Annotated in this window: 16 protein-coding genes; 5 read left to right on the top strand and 11 right to left on the bottom strand. The window is 67.0% G+C overall.

Annotation, left to right across the window (positions count from 1 at the left end):
* The first annotated feature begins 4 nt into the window (after nt 1-4).
* Nucleotides 5-2,287, top strand: coding sequence for a patatin-like phospholipase family protein (locus ACLIJ1_RS07945; RefSeq protein ID WP_411364971.1), 2,283 nt, complete (start codon nt 5-7; stop codon nt 2,285-2,287).
* A gap of 25 nt (nt 2,288-2,312) precedes the next feature.
* Here the strand turns inward: ACLIJ1_RS07945 and ACLIJ1_RS07940 are convergent, their stop codons facing one another.
* The 11 genes from ACLIJ1_RS07940 to ACLIJ1_RS07890 form a co-directional block, all read right to left on the bottom strand.
* On the bottom strand, nt 2,313-3,134 hold the full coding sequence (locus ACLIJ1_RS07940; RefSeq protein ID WP_411364970.1) for an acyl-CoA thioesterase: 822 nt from the start codon (nt 3,132-3,134) through the stop codon (nt 2,313-2,315).
* A 4-nt stretch (nt 3,135-3,138) separates the two neighbouring features.
* On the bottom strand, nt 3,139-4,344 hold the full coding sequence (locus ACLIJ1_RS07935) for an acetyl-CoA C-acyltransferase (RefSeq protein ID WP_411364969.1): 1,206 nt from the start codon (nt 4,342-4,344) through the stop codon (nt 3,139-3,141).
* Nucleotides 4,345-4,354: 10 nt separating this feature from the next.
* The gene (locus ACLIJ1_RS07930) at nt 4,355-6,754 is read right to left on the bottom strand and encodes a 3-hydroxyacyl-CoA dehydrogenase NAD-binding domain-containing protein (protein WP_411364968.1); all 2,400 of its coding nucleotides are present in this window, start codon (nt 6,752-6,754) and stop codon (nt 4,355-4,357) included.
* 161 nt (nt 6,755-6,915) lie between these two features.
* Nucleotides 6,916-7,347: a DUF2147 domain-containing protein gene (locus tag ACLIJ1_RS07925; RefSeq protein WP_411364967.1), complete on the bottom strand. Its 432-nt coding sequence runs from the start codon at nt 7,345-7,347 to the stop codon at nt 6,916-6,918.
* Between the two features lie 43 nt (nt 7,348-7,390).
* Nucleotides 7,391-9,187 (bottom strand): acyl-CoA dehydrogenase C-terminal domain-containing protein, encoded by a 1,797-nt coding sequence (locus ACLIJ1_RS07920; RefSeq protein WP_411364966.1) that lies wholly within the window; start codon nt 9,185-9,187, stop codon nt 7,391-7,393.
* A 33-nt stretch (nt 9,188-9,220) separates the two neighbouring features.
* The gene (locus ACLIJ1_RS07915) at nt 9,221-9,925 is read right to left on the bottom strand and encodes a TetR/AcrR family transcriptional regulator (RefSeq protein WP_411364965.1); all 705 of its coding nucleotides are present in this window, start codon (nt 9,923-9,925) and stop codon (nt 9,221-9,223) included.
* Nucleotides 9,926-10,108: 183 nt separating this feature from the next.
* Nucleotides 10,109-10,786, bottom strand: a complete 678-nt coding sequence (gene slmA / locus ACLIJ1_RS07910; protein ID WP_411364964.1) for a nucleoid occlusion factor SlmA — start codon at nt 10,784-10,786, stop codon at nt 10,109-10,111.
* 56 nt (nt 10,787-10,842) lie between these two features.
* On the bottom strand, nt 10,843-12,336 hold the full coding sequence (locus ACLIJ1_RS07905; RefSeq protein WP_411364963.1) for an ATP-binding protein: 1,494 nt from the start codon (nt 12,334-12,336) through the stop codon (nt 10,843-10,845).
* Nucleotides 12,320-13,012, bottom strand: a complete 693-nt coding sequence (locus ACLIJ1_RS07900; RefSeq protein WP_411364962.1) for a response regulator — start codon at nt 13,010-13,012, stop codon at nt 12,320-12,322. Before ACLIJ1_RS07900 ends, ACLIJ1_RS07905 begins: the two co-directional genes overlap by 17 nt.
* Before the next feature lie 4 nt (nt 13,013-13,016).
* A complete protein-coding gene (argB, locus tag ACLIJ1_RS07895) occupies nt 13,017-13,928 on the bottom strand; it encodes an acetylglutamate kinase (RefSeq protein WP_411364961.1) in 912 nt (303 codons plus the stop codon).
* A gap of 147 nt (nt 13,929-14,075) precedes the next feature.
* Nucleotides 14,076-16,061 carry an SDR family oxidoreductase gene (locus ACLIJ1_RS07890; protein ID WP_411364960.1) on the bottom strand — a complete coding sequence of 662 codons (1,986 nt, stop codon included), beginning with the start codon at nt 16,059-16,061 and terminating at the stop codon, nt 14,076-14,078.
* Nucleotides 16,062-16,269: 208 nt separating this feature from the next.
* On the opposite strand from ACLIJ1_RS07890, the gene ACLIJ1_RS07885 reads away from it, so the two are divergent.
* The 4 genes from ACLIJ1_RS07885 (at nt 16,270) to ACLIJ1_RS07870 (ending at nt 19,597) form a co-directional block, all read left to right on the top strand.
* Entirely contained in the window at nt 16,270-16,809 is a 540-nt protein-coding gene (locus ACLIJ1_RS07885; protein WP_411364959.1) for a phasin family protein, read from the top strand.
* Nucleotides 16,810-16,933: 124 nt separating this feature from the next.
* Nucleotides 16,934-18,142 (top strand): patatin-like phospholipase family protein, encoded by a 1,209-nt coding sequence (locus tag ACLIJ1_RS07880; protein ID WP_411364958.1) that lies wholly within the window; start codon nt 16,934-16,936, stop codon nt 18,140-18,142.
* Between the two features lies 1 nt (nt 18,143).
* On the top strand, nt 18,144-18,803 hold the full coding sequence (locus ACLIJ1_RS07875) for a TetR/AcrR family transcriptional regulator (RefSeq protein WP_411364957.1): 660 nt from the start codon (nt 18,144-18,146) through the stop codon (nt 18,801-18,803).
* A 20-nt stretch (nt 18,804-18,823) separates the two neighbouring features.
* Nucleotides 18,824-19,597 carry a hypothetical protein gene (locus ACLIJ1_RS07870; RefSeq protein WP_411364956.1) on the top strand — a complete coding sequence of 258 codons (774 nt, stop codon included), beginning with the start codon at nt 18,824-18,826 and terminating at the stop codon, nt 19,595-19,597.
* Nucleotides 19,598-19,599 lie beyond the last annotated feature (2 nt).

The following is a 19,599-nucleotide window of genomic DNA, read 5'->3' as shown; positions in this document are numbered from 1 at the left end:
TTGCATGCGCATGTTCCGACGGCCGGGAGGCTGGGCCTTTGTTCTGCTGACCGCGTTCGCTTCGCTCACGTTTTCCCCGGCGACCGCGCAGGCCGCCGACCCGGCACCAACGGCACGTCCGCGCATCGCGCTGGTGCTATCGGGCGGCGGGGCGCGCGGCCTGGCGCACATCGGCGTGCTCAAGGTGCTGGAAGAAGCCCGGGTGCCGGTGGACATCGTGGTCGGCACCTCGATGGGCGCCATCGTCGGCGGCCTCTACGCCGCCGGCATGGACCCGAAGGAACTGGCCGACGAGGTCGGAGCGCTGGACTGGGGCGGCCTGTTCCAGCGCAGCGAGCCGCGGCAGAACCTGTCGCAGCGGCTCAAGGAAGAAGACTTCGAGATGGCCCCGCTGATTGAGCTGGGCTTTCGCGACGGCGAGTTCCGCCTGCCCACGGGAGCGGTCTCGACCCGGTCGCTGGAAGTACTGCTGCGCCGCTACACGCTCGCGTCGCGCCACATGGCAACCTTCGATGGCCTGCCGACGCCGTTCCGCGCCGTGGCCACCGACATGGAAACCGGCGAAGGCGTGGTGCTGGACCACGGCGACCTCGCGGGTGCGCTGCGCGCCAGCATGTCGGTGCCCGGCGTGTTCTCGCCGCTGGAGATCAACGGCCGGCTGCTGGGCGACGGCGGCCTGGTGAACAACCTGCCGGTCGACGTCGCGCGGCGCATGGGCGCCGACGTGGTGATCGCCGTCAACATCGGCACACCGCTGGCCGGCCGCGACACGCTGGGCACGCTGCTGGGCGTGACGACGCAGATGGTCAACATCCTGACCGAGCAGAACGTGAAGCGCAGCATCGAATCGCTGACGCCGAAGGACCTGCTGATCGCACCGCCGCTGGGCACGATCAGTTCCGCCGACTTCGGCCGTGGCAAGGAACTGATGGACATTGGCTACGGCTACGCCCACTCGCAACGCCGGGAGTTCGAACGCTTCGCCGTGTCGCCGGCCGACTACGCGCAGTGGAAACAGCAGCGCCATGTGCAGCTCACCAGCGCACAGAGCCGCGGCGGCTGGGTGTCGGAGATCCGCTTCGACGGTGTGGACAAGGCACGCGTCGAACGCATCGGGCAGCTGATCGACAGCGAGGCGGGGCAGCCCCTGGACGTTCCGCGTGTCGAGCAGGACCTGCGGCTGCTCGCGGCCACCGGCGACTACGAGCGTGTGGACTACCACCTCGAACGCCAGGGTGCCGACGGCTCGGAGGCGCTGGTGGTGCGGCTGCGCGAGAACGACTGGGGGCCGAACTACCTGCGCATGGGCCTGGACCTGCGCACAGACTTCGAGGGGCAGTCGGCGTTCAACCTGCGCCTGAGCCACAACCGGCGCTGGCTCAACGGCTCGGGGGCCGAGTGGCGAAACCGGCTGCAGCTGGGTGAGAACACGGCCGCCTCGACCGAGATCTACCAGCCGCTGGGCGCACACGGCGACCAGTTCGTCTCGGCCCACATCGGCGGCGGCAACCGCCGCGTGAACCTCTACACCAGCAGCGGGCAGGCCGCGGTCGTGACACGCTCGAACCTGAGCGTGGGCGTGGACTACGGCTGGCCTCTGGGCCTGCTGGGCCACCTGGGCGAAGCGCGCGTGGGCCTTGTGTCGACCTGGAACCGCACCACGCCCGAACTGATCGGCGGCTCGCTCACCGGGCTGGACCCCAAGCTGCTCACCCAGCGCTGGAACGACTCGGGCCTGCGCTTCGCCCTGGCTTCGGACCAGCTGGACTACGCGAACTTCCCGACCTCGGGCCACCGCCTGCGCGGCGAGGTGGTGGGCGGCGTGCGGCACATCAACGGCGGCGACACCAACGGCTTCCTGCGCTGGGACCTCAGCGCCACCGGCGTGACCAGCTCAGGACCACACACGCTGAACCTTGGTGCGCGGCTGGCCCGCACCAACCGGCTGGCGGTCGGTGCGATCGACGAGTTCTCTCTCGGCGGCTTTCAGCAGCTCTCGGGGTTCCGCATCGGGCAGGTCGGCGGCAGCACGCTGGCCTTCGGCCGCATGACCTACTACTACCGTCTGCCGGTGGCCTCGTCGCCACTGGCCCGCGCGATGTTTGCGGGTGGCTCGCTGGAACTGGGCAACGCCTGGCTCAAGCCGGGCAGTGCCAGCCTGCGCGACCTGCTGGTCGGCCGAAGCCTGTTCGTCGGTGCGGACACCGCACTGGGTCCGCTGTACCTGAGCGTGGTCAGCGCGCCGCGTGGCTACTCCGGGCTGTACCTTTTCTTGGGGCGCCCCTGAACAGGGCTGCCCCAACGCAACGCCGTTATTCCTTGTAGTACACAACCTGGTGGCTGGAGCACAGCAGGTGTCCGGCCTCGTTCCAGAGCAGCGCGGTCTGGTCGAAGAAGCCGTTGCGGAAGGCCTGGGCGCGCGCCTGGCCCAGCACCCATCCATTCCCCACCTCGGCCAGCTGCGCCGAGCCGGCGTGGAAATACACCGTCATCGACACCGTGCCGGCCGGCACGCGGGTCGCGCGGCGCAACCAGACGCGCGGAAAGAAGACGTCGGCCAGCGCGGCCAGACCACAGAGGTCCAGTGACCGTGGCTTGGCTTCACGCATCCACAACCGGGACTGGCTGTGGCTGCCGCTGCCGTCCCAGGTGTGGGGGATCGCACCTTCGATGGGCCGCATTTCGTAGCGCCGGATCCATTCCACCGGGGAAGGCACTGCATATGGCGCGACTTCGCCGGGCACGGGCACCGCCGGCATGGACTCGTCGTCCACGCTCCAGGTGGTGCGGCGCGCGGCGGTGACCACCGATGCCGTGACCACCGTTTCGGCCTCGCCAGAAGCCCCGGTCTGCGTGATCGCGACCACCCAGTGCTGGGTCGAGCGGTTGGTGCGAACCGGCTGCGCCGACACCGCGAACGGTCCGTCCGCCAGCGCCGCGCAGAAGTTCACCGTCAGGGACAGAGGTTCGCCCAGCAGCGCCGGGTGCAGCATCACCGCGTTCAGCGCGGTGGCGGCCGTGACGCCGCCGAACGGGCCGACCATGTTGGCGTAGGCCGGCGAGGTGGCGCCGGTGTACTGACCATCGCCGGCAGCGGTGAGCGCGATGGCCTGGTCAAACACGTGAGCGCCCATCGCCTCACACCCGCTCGAAGATGCCCGCAGCCCCTTGACCCATGCCGACGCACATGGTCACCATCCCGTACTTCTTGTTGTGGCGCTTGAGCGCATGCACCACGGTGGCCGAGCGGATGGCGCCGGTGGCGCCCAGCGGGTGGCCCAGTGCGATGGCGCCGCCCATGGGGTTGACCTTGGCCGGGTCGAGGCCCAGGGTGTTCATCACGGCCAGCGACTGCGCAGCAAAGGCTTCGTTGAGCTCGAACCAGTCGATGTCGTCCTGCTTCAGGCCGGCGTACCTGAGCGCCGCCGGAATCGCCTCGATCGGGCCGATGCCCATGATGTGCGGCGGCACGCCGCGGCTGGCGTAGCTCACGAAGCGGGCCAGCGGCGTGAGGTTGTAGCGCTTGAGAGCAGCCTCGCTCACCAGGATCAGCGCGCCCGCGCCGTCGCTGGTCTGCGAGCTGTTGCCGGCGGTCACCGAACCGCGCGCGGCAAAGACCGTGCGCAGCTTGGCGAGACCTTCCAGCGTGGTGTCGGGTCGTGCGCCTTCGTCGAGGCTGATGATGCGGCTACTGGTCGAGACTTCGGCGGTCTCCAGGTTCACACTGCGGTCGGTCACTTCTACCGGCGTGATCTCGTCCGTGAACTCACCATTCTTCATCGCGATCACGGCGCGCTGGTGCGACTGCACGGCGAACGCGTCCTGTGCATCGCGCGAGACCTTCCACTGCTGCGCCACCTTCTCGGCCGTCAGGCCCATGCCATAGGCGATGCCGTAGCTCTCGATGTCGTCGGTGTTGCGGAAGATGGTGGGAGAGAGGCTGGGGCTGTTACCCATCATGGGCACCATGCTCATGCTCTCGGTGCCAGCGGCGATCATCACGTCGGCCTCGCCGACGCGGATGCGGTCGGCCGCCATGGCCACGGCCGACAGGCCGGAGGCGCAGAAGCGGTTGACCGTGATGCCACCCACCGAGTTGGGCAGACCAGCCAGGATGGCGCCGATGCGCGCCACGTTCAGGCCCTGCTGGGCTTCGGGGATCGCGCAACCGGCGATCACGTCTTCCACGGCCTTGGGGTCCAGGTTGGGCACCTGGGCCATGGCAGCGCGCAGTGCGTGGGCCAGCAGGTCGTCCGGCCGCAGGTGCTTGAACGAACCCTTGTGCGAACGACCGATGGGCGTGCGGGTGGCGGCGACGATGTAGGCGTCTTGAACTTGTTTCATGTTGGATTCCTCAGTTCCGCACGGGCTTGCCGGTGTTGAGCATCCCGAGGATGCGTTCCTGGGTCTTGGGGTGGACGATCAGCGAGCAGAAGGCCTGGCGCTCCAGCGTCATCAGGTATTCCTCGCTGACCAGTGTGCCCGGCTCGACGTCGCCGCCGGTGACCACATTGGCAATCAGCGAAGCGATGTGGAAGTCGTGCTGGCTGATGAAGCCGCCGTCGCGCATGTTGACCAGGCTACCCAGGATGGTGGCCTTGCCGTCGCGCCCGGCGACCGGGAACAGGCGCTTGTGCGGCGCACGGTAGCCGCCCGCGAACAGGGCCTTGGCTTCGTTGATGGCGACGAACAGCAACTCGTCCTTGTGCGGCACGATCAGGTCGGAATGCAGCACGTAGCCCAGCTGGCGCGACTCGATGGCGCTGGTGCCGACCTTGGCCATGGCCGCGGCGGTGAAGCCCTCGGTCAGGAAAGGCAGCAGGTCCTTGCCCGTCGAGGTTTCGGCGTTCTCGGCCGCGCGGCGCGCGATGTAGGTCAGGCCGCCAGCGCCAGGCACCAGGCCCACGCCCACTTCCACCAGACCGACGTAACTTTCCATGTGCAGCACACGGCGCGCGCTGTGCACCGCCAGCTCGCAGCCACCACCCAGCGCCAGACCACGCACGGCACTGACCACCGGCACGTTGGCATAACGCAGGCGCAGCATCACCTGCTGCATGAAGCCTTCGGCGTCTTCGATCGCGGCCACGCCCACGGCCATGAAGGCCGGCAACATGGCCTGCAGGTCGGCGCCGGCGCTGAAGGGCTCGTCGCCCGACCAGATCACCAGGCCCTGGTACTCCGATTCGGCGAGATCAATGGCGGCCATCAGGCCTTCGCAGACCTCGGGGCTGATGGCGTGCATTTTGGTCTTGATGCTGGCGATCAGCACATCGCCGTCCAGCGTCCAGACGCGCATCGAATCGTTCTCTTCGATGGTGGTGCCGGCGGTCTCGAACTTCGGACCGGCCTCGCCCAGCAGCAGCTCGGGGAAGTGCTGGCGCTCATAGACCGGCAGCGAGCGGCGCGCTTCGAATACGCCCTTGCTCGGGTTCCACGACCCCTGGGCGGTGTGCACGCCACCGGCGTCGGCCACGGGACCCTTGAACACCCAGTCGGGCAGCGGAGCCTTGCTCAGTGCCCTGCCGGCGTCGATGTCCTCCTGGACCATCTTCGCCACTTCCAGCCAGCCAGCTTCCTGCCACAGCTCGAAGGGGCCCTGCTTCATGCCGAAGCCCCAACGCATGGCCTGGTCCACATCGCGCGCGGTCTCGGCGATGGTGGCCAGGTGCACGGCGGCATAGTGGAAACCGTTGCGCAGGATCGCCCAGAGGAACTGGCCCTGCGGGCCTTCGCTGTTGCGCAGCAGCTTCAGGCGCTCGGCGGCCGGGCGCTTGAGCATGCGGCCGTACACCTCGTCAGCCTTCTCACCCGCGGGAACGTACTCGCCGCTGTCCAGATCGAAGCGCAGGATGTCGCGGCCGACCTTCTTGAAGAAGCCGGCCTTGGCTTTCTGGCCCAGGTTGCCCATCTCGATCAGCTTGGCCAGCACCGGCGGCGTACCGAAGCTGCCGTAGAACGGGTCGGTCTGTTCGTTCAGGTTGTCCTGCAGCGTCTTGATGACATGGGCCATGGTGTCCAGGCCCACCACGTCGGCGGTGCGGAACGTGCCGCTGGACGCGCGGCCCAGGCGCTTGCCGGTCAGGTCGTCGACCACGTCATACGTCAGGCCGAAGTTCTCGACCTCCTTCATCGTCGCCAGCATGCCGGCGATGCCGATGCGGTTGGCCACGAAGTTGGGCGTGTCCTTGGCGCGCACCACGCCCTTGCCCAAACCGCTGGTGACAAAAGCTTCCAGGTCGTCGAGGATCTTGGGCTCGGTGGTCGGCGTGTTGATCAGCTCCACCAGCGTCATGTAGCGCGGCGGGTTGAAGAAGTGGATGCCGCAGAAGCGCGGCTTGATCGCCTCGGGCAGGCCTTCGCTCAGCTTCGTGATCGACAGGCCCGAAGTGTTCGACGCGACGATCGCGTGTTCGGCGACGAAGGGCGCGATCTTCTTGTACAGATCCAGCTTCCAGTCCATACGCTCGGCGATCGCCTCGATGATGAGGTCGCAGCCGCGCAACTGTTCCAGGTGCTCTTCGTAGTTGGCCTGGCCGATCAGGTCGGCGTCGGACGCCACACCCAGCGGCGACGGCTTGAGCTTCTTGAGGTTGTCGATGGCGCGGGTGACAATGCCGTTCTTGGCACCCTCTTTCGCAGGCAGGTCGAACAGCACCACCGGCACCTTGACGTTGACCAGGTGCGCCGCGATCTGCGCACCCATCACGCCCGCGCCGAGCACGGCGACTTTCTTCACTTGGAATCGTTTCATTGCTTGGTTTCCTTTATGGGTCACTCACTGCGCAACACCGGAGGGGGAGTCATCAAGGGGCACCGCGGAACCGGCTTTGCCGGGCCGCCAGTGCCGCCCCCTTGAGGGGGTCGCGCAAAGCGCGGCGGGGGTGCTTCACTTCCCTCGGCGGGGGTGGGCCATCACTGCACGCGTTGCCAGATCTGGGTCCGGTAGAAGGGGCCGATGTAGCCGCGAATCTGCAGCTGCTTGCCCCCTTCGATCGGCGTCATGCGCAAGGTGTATTCCTTGCCATTCTCGGGGTCGAGGATCTTTCCGCCTTCCCACACCGCTTCGGTGGCCGACTTCTTCGCGCCGCGGATGATCTCCATGCCGACCTTGGGTTTGTCCTTGCGGTCGTCGGTGCAGGCCGTGCAATTGGGCTCACCACTTTGCGTGAGCGCCTTTTCGACCTTGCCGTGGAGCGCACCCGAGGCTGTGGCCGCAATGCGGACCTCGGCCTTGGCTTCGCCCGTCTTGTCGTCGATGTTGCGCCAGAGGCCTTCGGGGGTCATCTGGGCCATGGCCATGGTCGAAACCATGGACAGAACGAATGCAACGGTGCTTTTGCTCATGGGTGTCTCCGGATGTCGTTGTGGGTGGGAAGGCAATGGTCCGTCAGGCCAGGGCTGCGTCGGTGTCCATCAGCACCTTGCTGCCAGAGCGCGCGGTCCGCATCAGCGTCGCCGTCTCGGGGAACAGCTTGGCGAAGTAGAAGCGCGCGGTCTGCAGCTTGGCGGTGTAGAACGGGTCGGTGCTGCCTTCGGCGATCTTCTGCAGCGACACCTGAGCCATGCGGGCCCAGAAGTAGCCGAATACCAGGTGACCGGCCACGCGCAGGTAGTCCACCGCGGCAGCGCCCACTTCGTCGGGGTTCTGCAGGCCCTTGAAGCCGATCTCCATCGTGAACTTCGTGATCTGCTCGCCCAGCACCGCCAGCGGGTTGACGAACTCGGCCATCTTCTCGTTGACGCCCTCTTCCATCACCAGCGCGGTCACCAGCTTGCCGAACTTCTTGAGCGTGGCGCCGTTGTTGCCCAGCACCTTGCGACCCAGCAGGTCCAGCGACTGGATGGTGTTGGTGCCTTCGTAGATCATGTTGATGCGGGCATCTCGCACGAACTGCTCCATGCCCCATTCCTTGATGTAGCCGTGGCCGCCGAAGACCTGCTGGCACATGGTGGCGGCCTGGTAGCCGTTGTCGGTCAGGAAGGCCTTGACGATGGGCGTCAGCAGCGACAGCATCTCGTCCGCGTCCTTGCGCACCTTCTCGTCCGGATGGTTGTGCACCTTCTCCAGCAGCACCGAGCTGTACATCGCCAGCGCCCGCCCGCCCTCGGCATAGGCCTTGGCGGTCAGCAGCATCTTGCGCACGTCGGGGTGCACGATGATCGGGTCGGCCGGCTTGTCCTTGGCCTTGGCGCCCGACAGGCTGCGCATCTGGATGCGGTCCTTGGCATAAGCCAGCGCGTTCTGGTAGGCCACCTCGGTCAGGCCCAGCGACTGGTTGCCCACGCCCAGGCGGGCGGCGTTCATCATCACGAACATGGCCTGCATGCCCTTGTGTGGCTGGCCCACCAGGGTCCCGATGGCGCCGTCGATGACGATCTGCGCCGTGGCGTTGCCGTGGATGCCCATCTTGTGTTCAAGGCCGCCGCAGTGGATGCCGTTGCGCGCGCCCAGCGTGCCGTCGGCACTGGCCAGGAACTTGGGCACCACGAACAGGCTGATGCCCTTGATGCCGACGGGCGCATCAGGCAGGCGGGCCAGCACCAGGTGCACGATGTTGGCGGCCATGTCGTGTTCACCGGCGCTGATGAAGATCTTGTTGCCAGTGATCTTGTAGGTGCCGTCGGCCTGCGGTTCGGCCTTGGTGCGCATCAGGCCCAGGTCGGTGCCGCAGTGGGGTTCGGTCAGACACATGGTCCCGGTCCATTCGCCGCTGACCAGCTTGGGCAGGTACAGGGCCTTCTGCTCGGGCGTGCCGTGCTCATGCAGTGCGGCGTAGGCGCCGTGGCTCAGGCCGGGGTACATGGTCCAGGCCTGGTTGGCCGAGTTCATCATCTCGTACAGGCACTGGTTGACCACCAGCGGCAAGCCCTGGCCGCCGTACTCGGGATCGCAACTGAGCGCCGACCAGCCACCGTCGGTATAGGTCTTGTAGGCTTCCTTGAAGCCAGCCGGGGTCTTCACCTCGTGCGTGGTTCGGTCGAGCTGGCAGCCTTCGGTGTCGCCGCTGATGTTGAGCGGGAAGATTACCTGCGAGGCGAACTTGCCGGCCTCTTCGAGCACGGCGTTGATGGTGTCGGCGTCCATCTCGGCGTGCTGCGGCATGGTCTGGAAGTCGGCGCTGACGTTCAGCACCTCGTGCATCACAAACTGCATGTCGCGCAGGGGCGGGTTGTAGACGGGCATGGAGAACTCCTGTGGGGGTTTGTGAAGAATGGGTCAGACAGGACGCAGCTTGCGGGCGGTCGTCTTGCGTGTCGGGGTGGAACTGGCGCCATCGTCTGCGCTGTAGCGGCGCACGATGCCGTCGAAGGCGGTGACGGCGCTCTGCAGCGAGTCGGGTGCCCTGAGGAAGCGGGCCTCGTAGTGCAGGGCCAGGATCAGCGAATGGATCTCGAAGCGCATCTGGTTGGCGTCGGTGTCGGCACGCAGATGCCCCTCTTCGACCGCGATGTCGATCGCGCGCTTCATGGCCGCCAGCCAGGTGCCGACAGAACCAGCGAGCGCATCGCGCACCGGGCCGGGCCGGTCCTCGAACTCGATCGCGCCGCTGATGTAGATGCAGCCCGAATCGATTTCGACCGAGGTGCGCTTCATCCAGTTGTCGAACATCGCGCGCAGTCGCGGCAGGCCGCGCGGCGTCGACATGGCCGGGTAGAACACCTCTTCCTCGAAGCGGTGGTGGTACTCGCGCACCACCGAGATCTGCAGCTCTTCGCGCGAGCCAAAGTGGGCGAACACGCCCGACTTGCTCATCTGCATGACCTCGGCCAGTGCGCCGATCGACAGGCCTTCGAGGCCGATCTGCGTCGCCAGTCCCAGGGCGGCGTCGACGATGGCGGCCTTGGTCTGCTGGCCTTTCTGCAGGGATCGCGTCAGCGAGGCGTCGCTGCGGCTTCGCTTGGGAAGTGGTGTGGCGCTCATGCGATGGGATGGGTGAAAAAAAGCGACCGCTCGCAAATCGAACGGTCGTGCTATTTTTACCGCAAAAGAAAGGCCGCATGTGCGGCCGTTTCAATCAGAACGGGAATTTGTCTAGAGGCTGTGCCCTAAAGGCCCCCCGCTGCCGCCAAGCACCAAGGGTAAACCCTCGGAACCCGTTCCACCTCACAGCCGGCCGTCGGGCAGCAGCAGGCGCAGGCTGTGTTCGAGGCTCTCGTTGGGCGAGCGTTTGAAGCCGCTGCGGGCAAAGCGCTGGAGCCGCCCCATGCAGAAGGCGGTGACCACCGAGGCATCGGCCTGAGCATCGACCGTCGGCGTCGCGGCCGAGGACAGCACGGCCACTTCGCGCAGGTTCTGTCGCAACGCGGCTTCGATCTTGTCGAAGAACAGGTTCATGCGCTGCTGCAGGCGCTCATTCTCAAACACCAGCGCGTCCCCCACCATGACCCGCGCCATGCCGGGATTCTTTTCGCCGAACTGCAGCAACAGTCCCACGAGCTTGCGCGAGCGCTGGATCGGATCAGGCTCGCGTTCGCCCAGCTGGTTGACCAGGCCGAACACCGACTGCTCGATGAATTCGATCAGACCCTCGAACATCTGGGCCTTGCTGGCGAAGTGGCGGTAGAGAGCAGCCTCGCTGACCGCCAGCCGGGCCGCCAGGGCCGCAGTGGTCACGCGTTCGGCGCCGGGCTGCTCCAGCATGGTGGCCAGGGCCTGCAGGATCTGGACCCGGCGCTCGCCCGGCTTGGGTCGCTTGCGGCCGCCATTTTCTGAGCCTCCAGCCACCTCGGAAACGGCTTCGGAGGACGCGGTGTCCGTGGAAGTGGAAGCGCTGGAGCTCATGGGTGATCAGGTCCGTTGGTGTTCAGCAAGCGGGCGGGTGGCTGGCCCTTGGTGTCTCATCCCTCGAACGATTCTCGCACAGCCCCGGCCGGCGCCCGGACCGCTTCAAACGCCACCCGCACCCGCAATCCACGCCCGGTCGCCCCGTCGGACAGGCGCAGCTGGGTCCGGTGGGCGCGCGCGATTTCCTCGGCAATCGCCAGCCCCAGCCCGTTGCCTTCGGCCACCATCCCCGGCAGCCGGTAAAAGCGTTCGAGCACGCGACGGCGCTCGGCCGCCGCGATACCCGGGCCATCGTCCTCGACCTCGATCCAGGCCTGAGGCGGTGTCTGGCTCTCGTCCTGCCCGCAGCGCAGGGTGATGCGTCCACCGGCTGGCGTGTACTTGACGGCGTTGTCCACGAGGTTGATCAACAGCTCGCGCAGCAACCAGGTGTGGCCGCGGGTCTGGGCCGGAGCGGTCTCCACACCCAGATCCATCTGGCGCTCCGCCGCCGCGTCGAGATAGAGGGCCAGGATGTTCTCGCACAGCTCCAGCAGATCGACCTGCTCCATGGGCTGCGTGTCGATGCCGATGCTGTCGGCGCGCGAGAGCGCGAGCAGCTGGTTGGCCAGCTGCGAGGTGCGCCGGGTGGCATCGCGCAGGCGCAGGACCTGCTCGACCCGCAGGCTCAGCAATTCGTTCGAGCCCATCGAGCGCGTCACCTGCGCCCAGGCCTCGACCTGCGCCTGCAGACCGGCCAGTGGCGTGCGAAGCTGGTGGGCGGCATCGGCCACGAAGCGCCGCTGGCTCTCGGTCTGGTCGTTCACCAGCGAGAAGAGACGGTTGAGTGAAGACACCAGCGGCCGCACTTCGGCCGGCGCGGCCTGGGCATCGATCGGGCTGAGATCGCGCGGCGAGCGACGCTCGACCGCTTCCTTCAGGTCGATCAGGGGCCGCAATGCGCGCGACACCGCCCAGGTCACGGCCACCGCCGCGACCAGCATCAGCAGCAGGTTGGGCAGCAACACCCGGACCAGCACGGTGTCCAGCCAGTGCTGCCGCGCATCCGATCCGTCGGCCAGCATCACGATCAGGTCGCCCGCCGCCGTGCGGCTGCGCTGGGCCACCACACGGTAGGTGATGCCGCCCTCCACCACACTGAGGAACTCGGCATCGCTGGTGGTGGGCAACACGGTCGGCAGCCAGCGTTCGCCCAGCAGCAGGCGGCCATTGGCGTCCATGACGCCGTAGCCGGCGTATCCCTCTCGGGCCTTGAGAAACTCCTCCACCGTCGGCGCCAGCAGGAGAGCCAGGCCCGGGTCGGCATCGATGTCGATCGGCCGGGGCGCGTCCCGGGGTTGTGTGACCACGACCGAATCGGCCAGCAGCGGCACCAGCCGCAACAGCTGCTGGTCCTGCTGCAGCGCTGCGGTGCCGGCACCCTGGTAGTGGAAAAAGACGCTGACCAGGCCGACCAGGCCCAACGGCAGGAACAGCAGCACCAGCAGGCGCCGCTGCAGACCCCAGATCAGACCGGCCGGCGCGCGGTCTTCAGGGCTCGCGCGCATGGGCCGGCGGCGCCACCAGTTCTAGGCGGTAGCCGAAGCCGCGGATCGAACGCAACGCCACGCCCGCAGGTTCGAGCTTGGCGCGCAGGCGCGAGACGTAGACCTCGATGGCGTTGGGCGTGATCTCCTTGTCCCACCCGGTCAGCGCAGCCAGCAGCTTGTCCTTGGCCGCCGGCTTGGGAGCCTGCAGCAGCAGGTATTCGAGCACCGTCCATTCGCGCGGACCAAGGTCCATGGGCTGGCCGGCCAGCGTGACGCGCCGCTGCGCGGTGTCCATCTCCAGCGGCCCGAGGCCCAGCACCGCCGAGGTTGCCGCCTGCGAACGGCGCAGCAGCGCGCGCAGGCGTGCCAGCAGCTCGGGCAGCTCGAAGGGCTTGAGCATGTAGTCGTCGGCCCCCAGATCCAGGCCCTGCACGCGGTCGTGCAACGCGTCGCGCGCGGTCAGGATGAGCACCGGCATGGTCAGGCCGCGCCCGCGCAGCCGCTGTGTCAGCGCCAGCCCGTCAATGCCGGGCAGACCGATGTCGACGATGGCGAGGTCGAAGCTGTCCTTGTCGACCGCCTGCTCGGCGCGCTCGGCACTGCCGACCCAGTCGACCGTGTAACCGGCGTTGGTCAGCCCCAGCTTGATGCCGCTGGCGACCATCACGTCGTCTTCGACCAACAGCAACCGCATAAGGTCAGTGGCTCTTGATCATGGTGCCGAAAGGCTGGTCGCCCAGCACTTCGAGAAGGAGGGCATGGGGGACCCGGCCGTCGATGATGTGCACTGCGTTCACGCCGCTCTTGGCCGCGTCGAGCGCACCGGCGATCTTGGGGATCATGCCGCCGCTGATGGTGCCGTCTTCGCACAGCTCGTCGATGCGGCGCGGCGTCAGCTCGGTCATCAGGTTGCCGTCCTTGTCCAGCACGCCGCGGATGTTGGTCAGCATCAGGAGCTTCTCAGCCTTCAGCACGGTGGCCAGCTTGGCGGCCACCACGTCGGCGTTGATGTTGTAGCTTTCGTTCTTCTCGCCAAAGCCGATCGGGCTGACCACGGGAATGAACTGGTCGTCCTGCAGCGCCTGCACCACCGACGGGTCGATGCTGACGATGTCGCCAACCTGGCCAACGTCGTGTTCCTTGTCCGGATTCTGCGAGTCGGCCAGGCGCAGCTTCTGCGCGCGGATCATCGCGCCGTCGCGGCCGGTCAGACCCACGGCCTTGCCGCCAGCGGCGTTGATCAGACCGACGATGTCCTGCTGCACCTCGCCACCCAGCACCCACTCGACCACTTCCATGGTCTCGGCATCGGTCACGCGCATGCCCTGGATGAACTCGCCCTTCTTGCCCAGGCGTTGCAACAGTGTCTCGATCTGCGGACCGCCGCCATGCACCACCACCGGGTTGATGCCGACCAGTTTCAACAGCACCACGTCCTCGGCAAAGTCCTGCTGCAGGGCCGGGTCGGTCATGGCGTTGCCGCCGTACTTGATGACCATGGTCTTGCCGTGGTACTTGCGGATGTACGGCAGCGCTTGCGCGAGCAGCTCAGCCTTCTCGCGCGGCTGGACGTGAGACAGGTCGACGGGGGTGTGGTTGGGGCTGTTCATGGCGGGCACGTGTATGGATGGGGGATGCCCGAAATTGTAGGAGGATGAGGGAACGCGGCCCTCAGTCCAGAACACCGCTGGTCCGGCTCTGCCGGTCCGCAGGTGTTGCCCCCTCGAGGGGGAGGCGCGCAGCGCCGCAGGGGTGGGTCAGAAATGAATCCCGCGCATCATCTGCTGCATCGCGATGGCTTCGGGGGAGAGCTGCGGTTTCGCGCCCTTCTCGCCCTTGGCCGCTGCAGAGTCCGGGAACATGCGGAAGCTGGTGTTCATCACGATCTGCGCGATGCGCGGCAGGAATGCGTGCAGCACCTGTCCCGTGACACCGAGGCGCGTGGCGATGCGCACCGGCTTGAAGATGCAGGCCTGCGCGATCATGTCGGCGGCCTCTTCGGGCGAGAGCGTCGGCACGTTCTTGTAGATCTGCGTCGGCGCGATCATGGGCGTGCGCACCAGCGGCATGTTGATCGTCGTGAACGAGATGCCCTGGTCGGCGAACTCGCTGGACGCGCAACGGGTCCAGGCATCCAGCGCCGCCTTGCTCGCCACATAGGCCGAGAAGCGCGGTGCGTTGGTCAGCACACCGATGGAACTGATGTTGACGATGTGGCCCTTGCGTTTGGCCACCATGCCGGGCAGGAAGCCCATGGTGACGCGCAGGCAGCCGAAGTAGTTCAGCTGCATGGTGCGTTCGTAGTCGTGGAAGCGGTCGTAGCTGCCCTCGATGGCGCGCCGGATCGAGCGGCCGGCATTGTTGATCAGGAAGTCCACGCCACCGTGGTTGGCGACCAGCAGTTGCACGAAGCGGTCGGCGTCGGCCATGTCGGCAATGTCGGCCGGGTAGGCGATGAACTGGTAGCCCTTGTCCTTGGCCTCCTTGCAGGCCTCGTCCAGCTTGTCCTGGTCGCGGCCGCAGATGATGGTGATCGCGCCGGCCTCGGCGAACTTGTGCGCCGCCGCCAGACCGATGCCCGAACTGCCGCCGGTGACCAGCACCACCTTGCCGCCCACCGTGCCACGCAGGCTGCGGTCGATGTGCAGGTCGGGGTCGAGGTGGCGCTCCCAGTAGTCCCACAGGCGCCAGGCGTAGTCCTTGAGGTCGGGACAGGCGATGCCGCTGCCCTTGAGCGCGGCCGTGGTGTCCCGGCAATCGAAGCGCGTCGGGTAGTTGACGAAGGTCATCATGTCCTCGGGCAAGCCGAGGTCCTGCATCACCGCGCGGTAGACGCGGCGCACCGGTGCCAGCGCCATCAGGCCCTTCTTGACACTCTTTGGAATGAACCCCAGCAACGCCGCGTTGACGAACAGATTCATCTTCGGTGCGTGCGCGGCCTTGCTCAGGATGTCGAGCACGTCGCCGACGCGGTAGCCCATCGGGTCGACCAGGTGGAAGCAGCAGCCGCTGCCGCGTTTCTGGTGGCTGATGTGGTCCAGCGCATTGACCACGAAATCCACCGGCACGATGTTGATGCGACCGCCTTCGAGGCCCACGCTGGGCATCCAGGGCGGCAGGATCTGGCGCATGCGCTGGATCAGCTTGAAGAAGTAATACGGGCCGTCGATCTTGTCCATCTCGCCGGTGCGGCTGTCACCGACCACCGCCGCCGGGCGATAGACCGTCCACGGCACCTTGCACTCCTGACGAACAATCTTCTCGCTCTCGTGCTTGGTGCTGAAGTAGGGGTGATCGAGATTCTCGGCCTCCTCGAACATGTCTTCGCGGAAAACGCCTTCGTACAGACCGGCGGCCGCGATCGACGAGACGTGGTGGAAGTGACCTGCACCGATCGCCTTGGCGAACTCGACCGTGTTGCGCGTGCCGTCGACGTTTACCGCGATCTGGCTCTCGGCGTCGGCTTCGAGGTCGTACACCGCGGCCAGGTGATAGAAGTGGTCGATCTGGCCTTTGAGTGCCTTGACGTCGTCAGAGGAAACACCCAGCTTCTTGGCCGTCAGGTCTCCGAAGACCGGCTGCGCACGCGCCGCAGTCGCGCCCCAGAATTCGCGCAGCTCGGCCACCTTGCCTTCGCTTTCCTTGCGCAGAAGGAAGTGCACGACGGCGCCTTTGCGCTCCAGCAGTTTCTTGACCAGCCGTTTGCCGATGAAGCCGGTGGCGCCAGTGACGAAGTAGTGCATCGAGGTTCTCCTGAGGTCGTTCGGGGTCGCGATCAAACGGGCATTGTTCACCACCGGCGACGGCACCGGCTTCCGCACAAACCCGCGAAGGCCGTGTCCGATTTAGTCGCCGGCCCCTACACAGCGGGCGCCTGCCGGACGTACAGTGAAGGTTCGGCTGGGACGGCTCCCGGCCCTTCCAAACGCCCAACCAGTTTACGGAGTTTCCATGGTCACCAAGACACACAAATCCGGCGCGTCCAAGGCCGGCCCCACCGCCGCCGCATCGCCCCTGTCCGGCGCGATCAAGGATTCCGCACAGCAGATCTGGCTGGCTGGCCTCGGTGCTTTCTCCAAGGCCCAGGCCGAAGGCGGCAAGGCCTTTGAAACGCTGGTCAAGGAAGGCCTTTCGATCCAGCGCAAGACCCAGGCCGTGGCCGAAGAGCGCATCAGCGAAGCCACTCAGCGCATGAGCAGCATGGCCAACGACATCGGCAGCAAGGCCGCCGGCCAGTGGGACAAGCTGGAAAACATCTTTGAAGACCGCGTGGCCAAGGCCCTGAACAAGCTGGGTGTGCCTTCGGCACGCGACATCGACGCGCTGATCGAGCGCATCGACGCACTCAGCGCTGCCGTCGCCGGTGGCAAGCCCGTGAAGGCGGCGGCACCGCGCAAGGCTGCCGCGAAGACCGCGGCGGCGAAGCCCGCAGCCAAAGCCGCGGCCAAGCCCGCCCGCAAGGCACCGGCCCGTGCCAAGAAGGCCGCCTGAGCGGCACGCCCGTGCAACACTGCTTGCATGAGCAGACCGGGGCGCCCAGCGCCCCTTTTTTTCGTCCGTCGATGCTGCTGCATCGCAACATGCCGGTACCGGCGGGCGGTCTACACTCGAACGCATGACGCCCTCCCGCACTCCATCGCCACGGCGTTCGGCGCAACCGCCCCGCGTTGCGCTGGCGTTTGCCGGCGGCGGCCCGCTGGGTGCGATCTACGAGATCGGCGCGCTGTGCGCCCTTGACGACTGCCTGCGCGGACTGGACTTCAACGGCTGCGACCACTATGTCGGCGTGTCCGCCGGCGGCTTCATCGCCGCAGGCCTGGTCAACGGCCTCACGCCGCGCCAGCTGTGCGAGGCCTTCATCGAAGACCGACAGGGCGACGACCAGTTCGATCCCGCCTGGCTGATGAAGCCCGCCTGGGGCGAGTTCCTCGACCGCGCCGCGCGGCTGCCTGGACTGCTGGGCGGCGCCCTGTGGGCATGGGCCGCTGAAGGCAAGAGTGCCACCAACGCCTTCGAGCGCATGGGCGCCGCGCTGCCCACGGGTGTGCTCGACAACGAAGGCATCCACCAGCAGATCGAGCGCCTGTTCAGCAAGCCCGGTCGCAGCAACGACTTTCGCCGGCTGCGCGCGCGCCTCACGCTGGTCGCGACCGAGCTGGACACCGGCGAGGCCGCACCCTTTGGCCAGCCCGGCTGGGACCACGTGCCGATCTCGCGCGCGATCCAGGCCAGCGCCGCCCTGCCCGGCCTGTTTCCGCCGGTGGTCATCGAGGGCAAACACTATGTCGACGGTGCGCTGAAGAAGACGGTGCATGCGACGGTCGCGCTCGACGAAGGCGTGGACCTGCTGCTGTGCCTCAACCCGCTGGTGCCGTTCCATGCCGGCTCCGGCAGCGGACGCATCCCCTCGCTGGTCGAGGGCGGGCTGCCAGCGGTGATGAGCCAGACCTTCCGCTCGATGATCCACTCGCGCCTGGCGCTGGGCTTCAAGCACTACGAGCGCGCCTACCCCGACACCGACATCGTGCTGATCGAGCCCGACCAGCGCGACGCCAAGCTGTTCTTCGCCAACACGTTCAGCTACCGCCAGCGGCGAGAGCTGGCCGAACATGCCTTCCAGCAGACCCGGCGCCTGCTGCGCGACCGCGCGAACACGCTGGGCCCGACACTGGCGCGCCACGGCATCTCGCTCGATGAAGTCGCGCTGAACGACCCGGACCGGCGCCTGCTGCCGGTCGAGCCGGTGCAGCGCGAGACGGCGCTCGACCGCCTGCGAGGCGCGCTCGACACTCTGGAACAACGGTACCAACCGCAACGCGCCTGACATGACCCGCAAAGCCCCCCGTCGCACGGCCGAACGCATCCTGGAAGTGACGCTGGAGCTGTTCAACCGCTTCGGCGAGCCCAATGTCTCGACCACGCTGATCTCGTCCGAACTCGGCATCAGTCCGGGCAACCTCTACTACCACTACCCGGCCAAGGACGAGCTGATCAACTCGCTGTTCGAGCGCTACGAGAAAGCGCTCAACGAGTTGCTGCAGGCCAGCGACGGTGTGCGCAATGTCGAAGACGCCTGGTTCTTCCTGCACTCGCTGTTCGAGATCGTCTGGGAATACCGGTTCCTCTACCGCGACCTCAACGACCTGCTGTCCAAGAACCGGTTGCTGGAGACCCGTTTCCAGGCCGTGCTCAAGAACAAGATCCGCTCGATTCGGGCGATGCTCACCGGCATGTCGCGTGCCGGTGCCATCGACCTGGACGCGCGCGAGCTGGAACCGACCGCCAATTGCATGGTGGTGCTGCTGACCTACTGGCTGAGCTTCGAGTACGTGCGCGATCCGCGCAACGCGCTGGAACCGGACAACGCACAGACAGCCCTGCTGCGCGGCGCCCACCACGTGCTCAACGTGCTGGCCCCCTACCTGGAAGCCGGACAGCGGCAGCACCTGCTGCAACTGACCGGCGCCTACCGCACCGCCCCCTGACGCCACGCGAGCGACGCGCCATGGCCGCCTGGACCCCCTGCCCGGACCGCTGCCTGAGCCGCTTCGACGCGGGCAGCCTGCGCCAGCACTGGGCCCGACTGCACAGCGGCGATGGCGAACCCTGGCCCGAGAGCCCGGCACTGCAGGAAGGCTGGCGCATGTACCACGAAGGCGCGTTCGAAGCTGCCGCCGCAGCCGGATTCGCGCTCGGCGAGACCGGCCTGCCGCTGGCCTTCAAGGCCACCTGCATGCACGCCACCTATGTGGAGCTGCAAGACGCCGTGCGATTCATGCGCCTTCTCGAGATCGCCGAACGCGCCGCGCGCCAGCAGGCCTCGGCACCCGATGCCGCTGCACCGTTGTACTGGAGGGGCTACGCGCTGGGGCGCTACAGCCAGGGCATCAGCGTGGCCAAGGCACTGGCGCGGGGCCTGGGACGGCAAGTGCGCGAGGCCCTGCAGACCGCACTGCACCTGGCGCCGCAGCATGTGGACGCCCATCTCGCACTGGCCCGCTTCCACGCCGAAACCATCGACCAGGTTGGCGAGCTGATTGGCGGCATGGTCCACGGTGCGCGCAAGGACCAGGGTCTGCAGCTCTATGAAGCCGCCCTCATGCTGGCCCCCGACTCATTGGTCGTGCTGAGCGAAGCCGCCGAAGGCTTGCTGATGCTGGGTGGCGAGCTGGAACAGGCACGCGCAGCCGAGTTGCTGGAGCGCGCGCAGCGCATGGCGCCGCTGGACGCGATGGAGAAACTCTATCTGCGCGCGGTGCAAGCCGCTGGCGATCGCTGAGC

This window comes from Hydrogenophaga sp. RWCD_12 (assembly GCF_046604225.1).
Lineage (GTDB): Bacteria > Pseudomonadota > Gammaproteobacteria > Burkholderiales > Burkholderiaceae_C > Hydrogenophaga.
The sequence above is the reverse complement of the archived record's forward strand: the minus strand, read 5'-3'. Positions and strand labels throughout refer to the sequence as shown.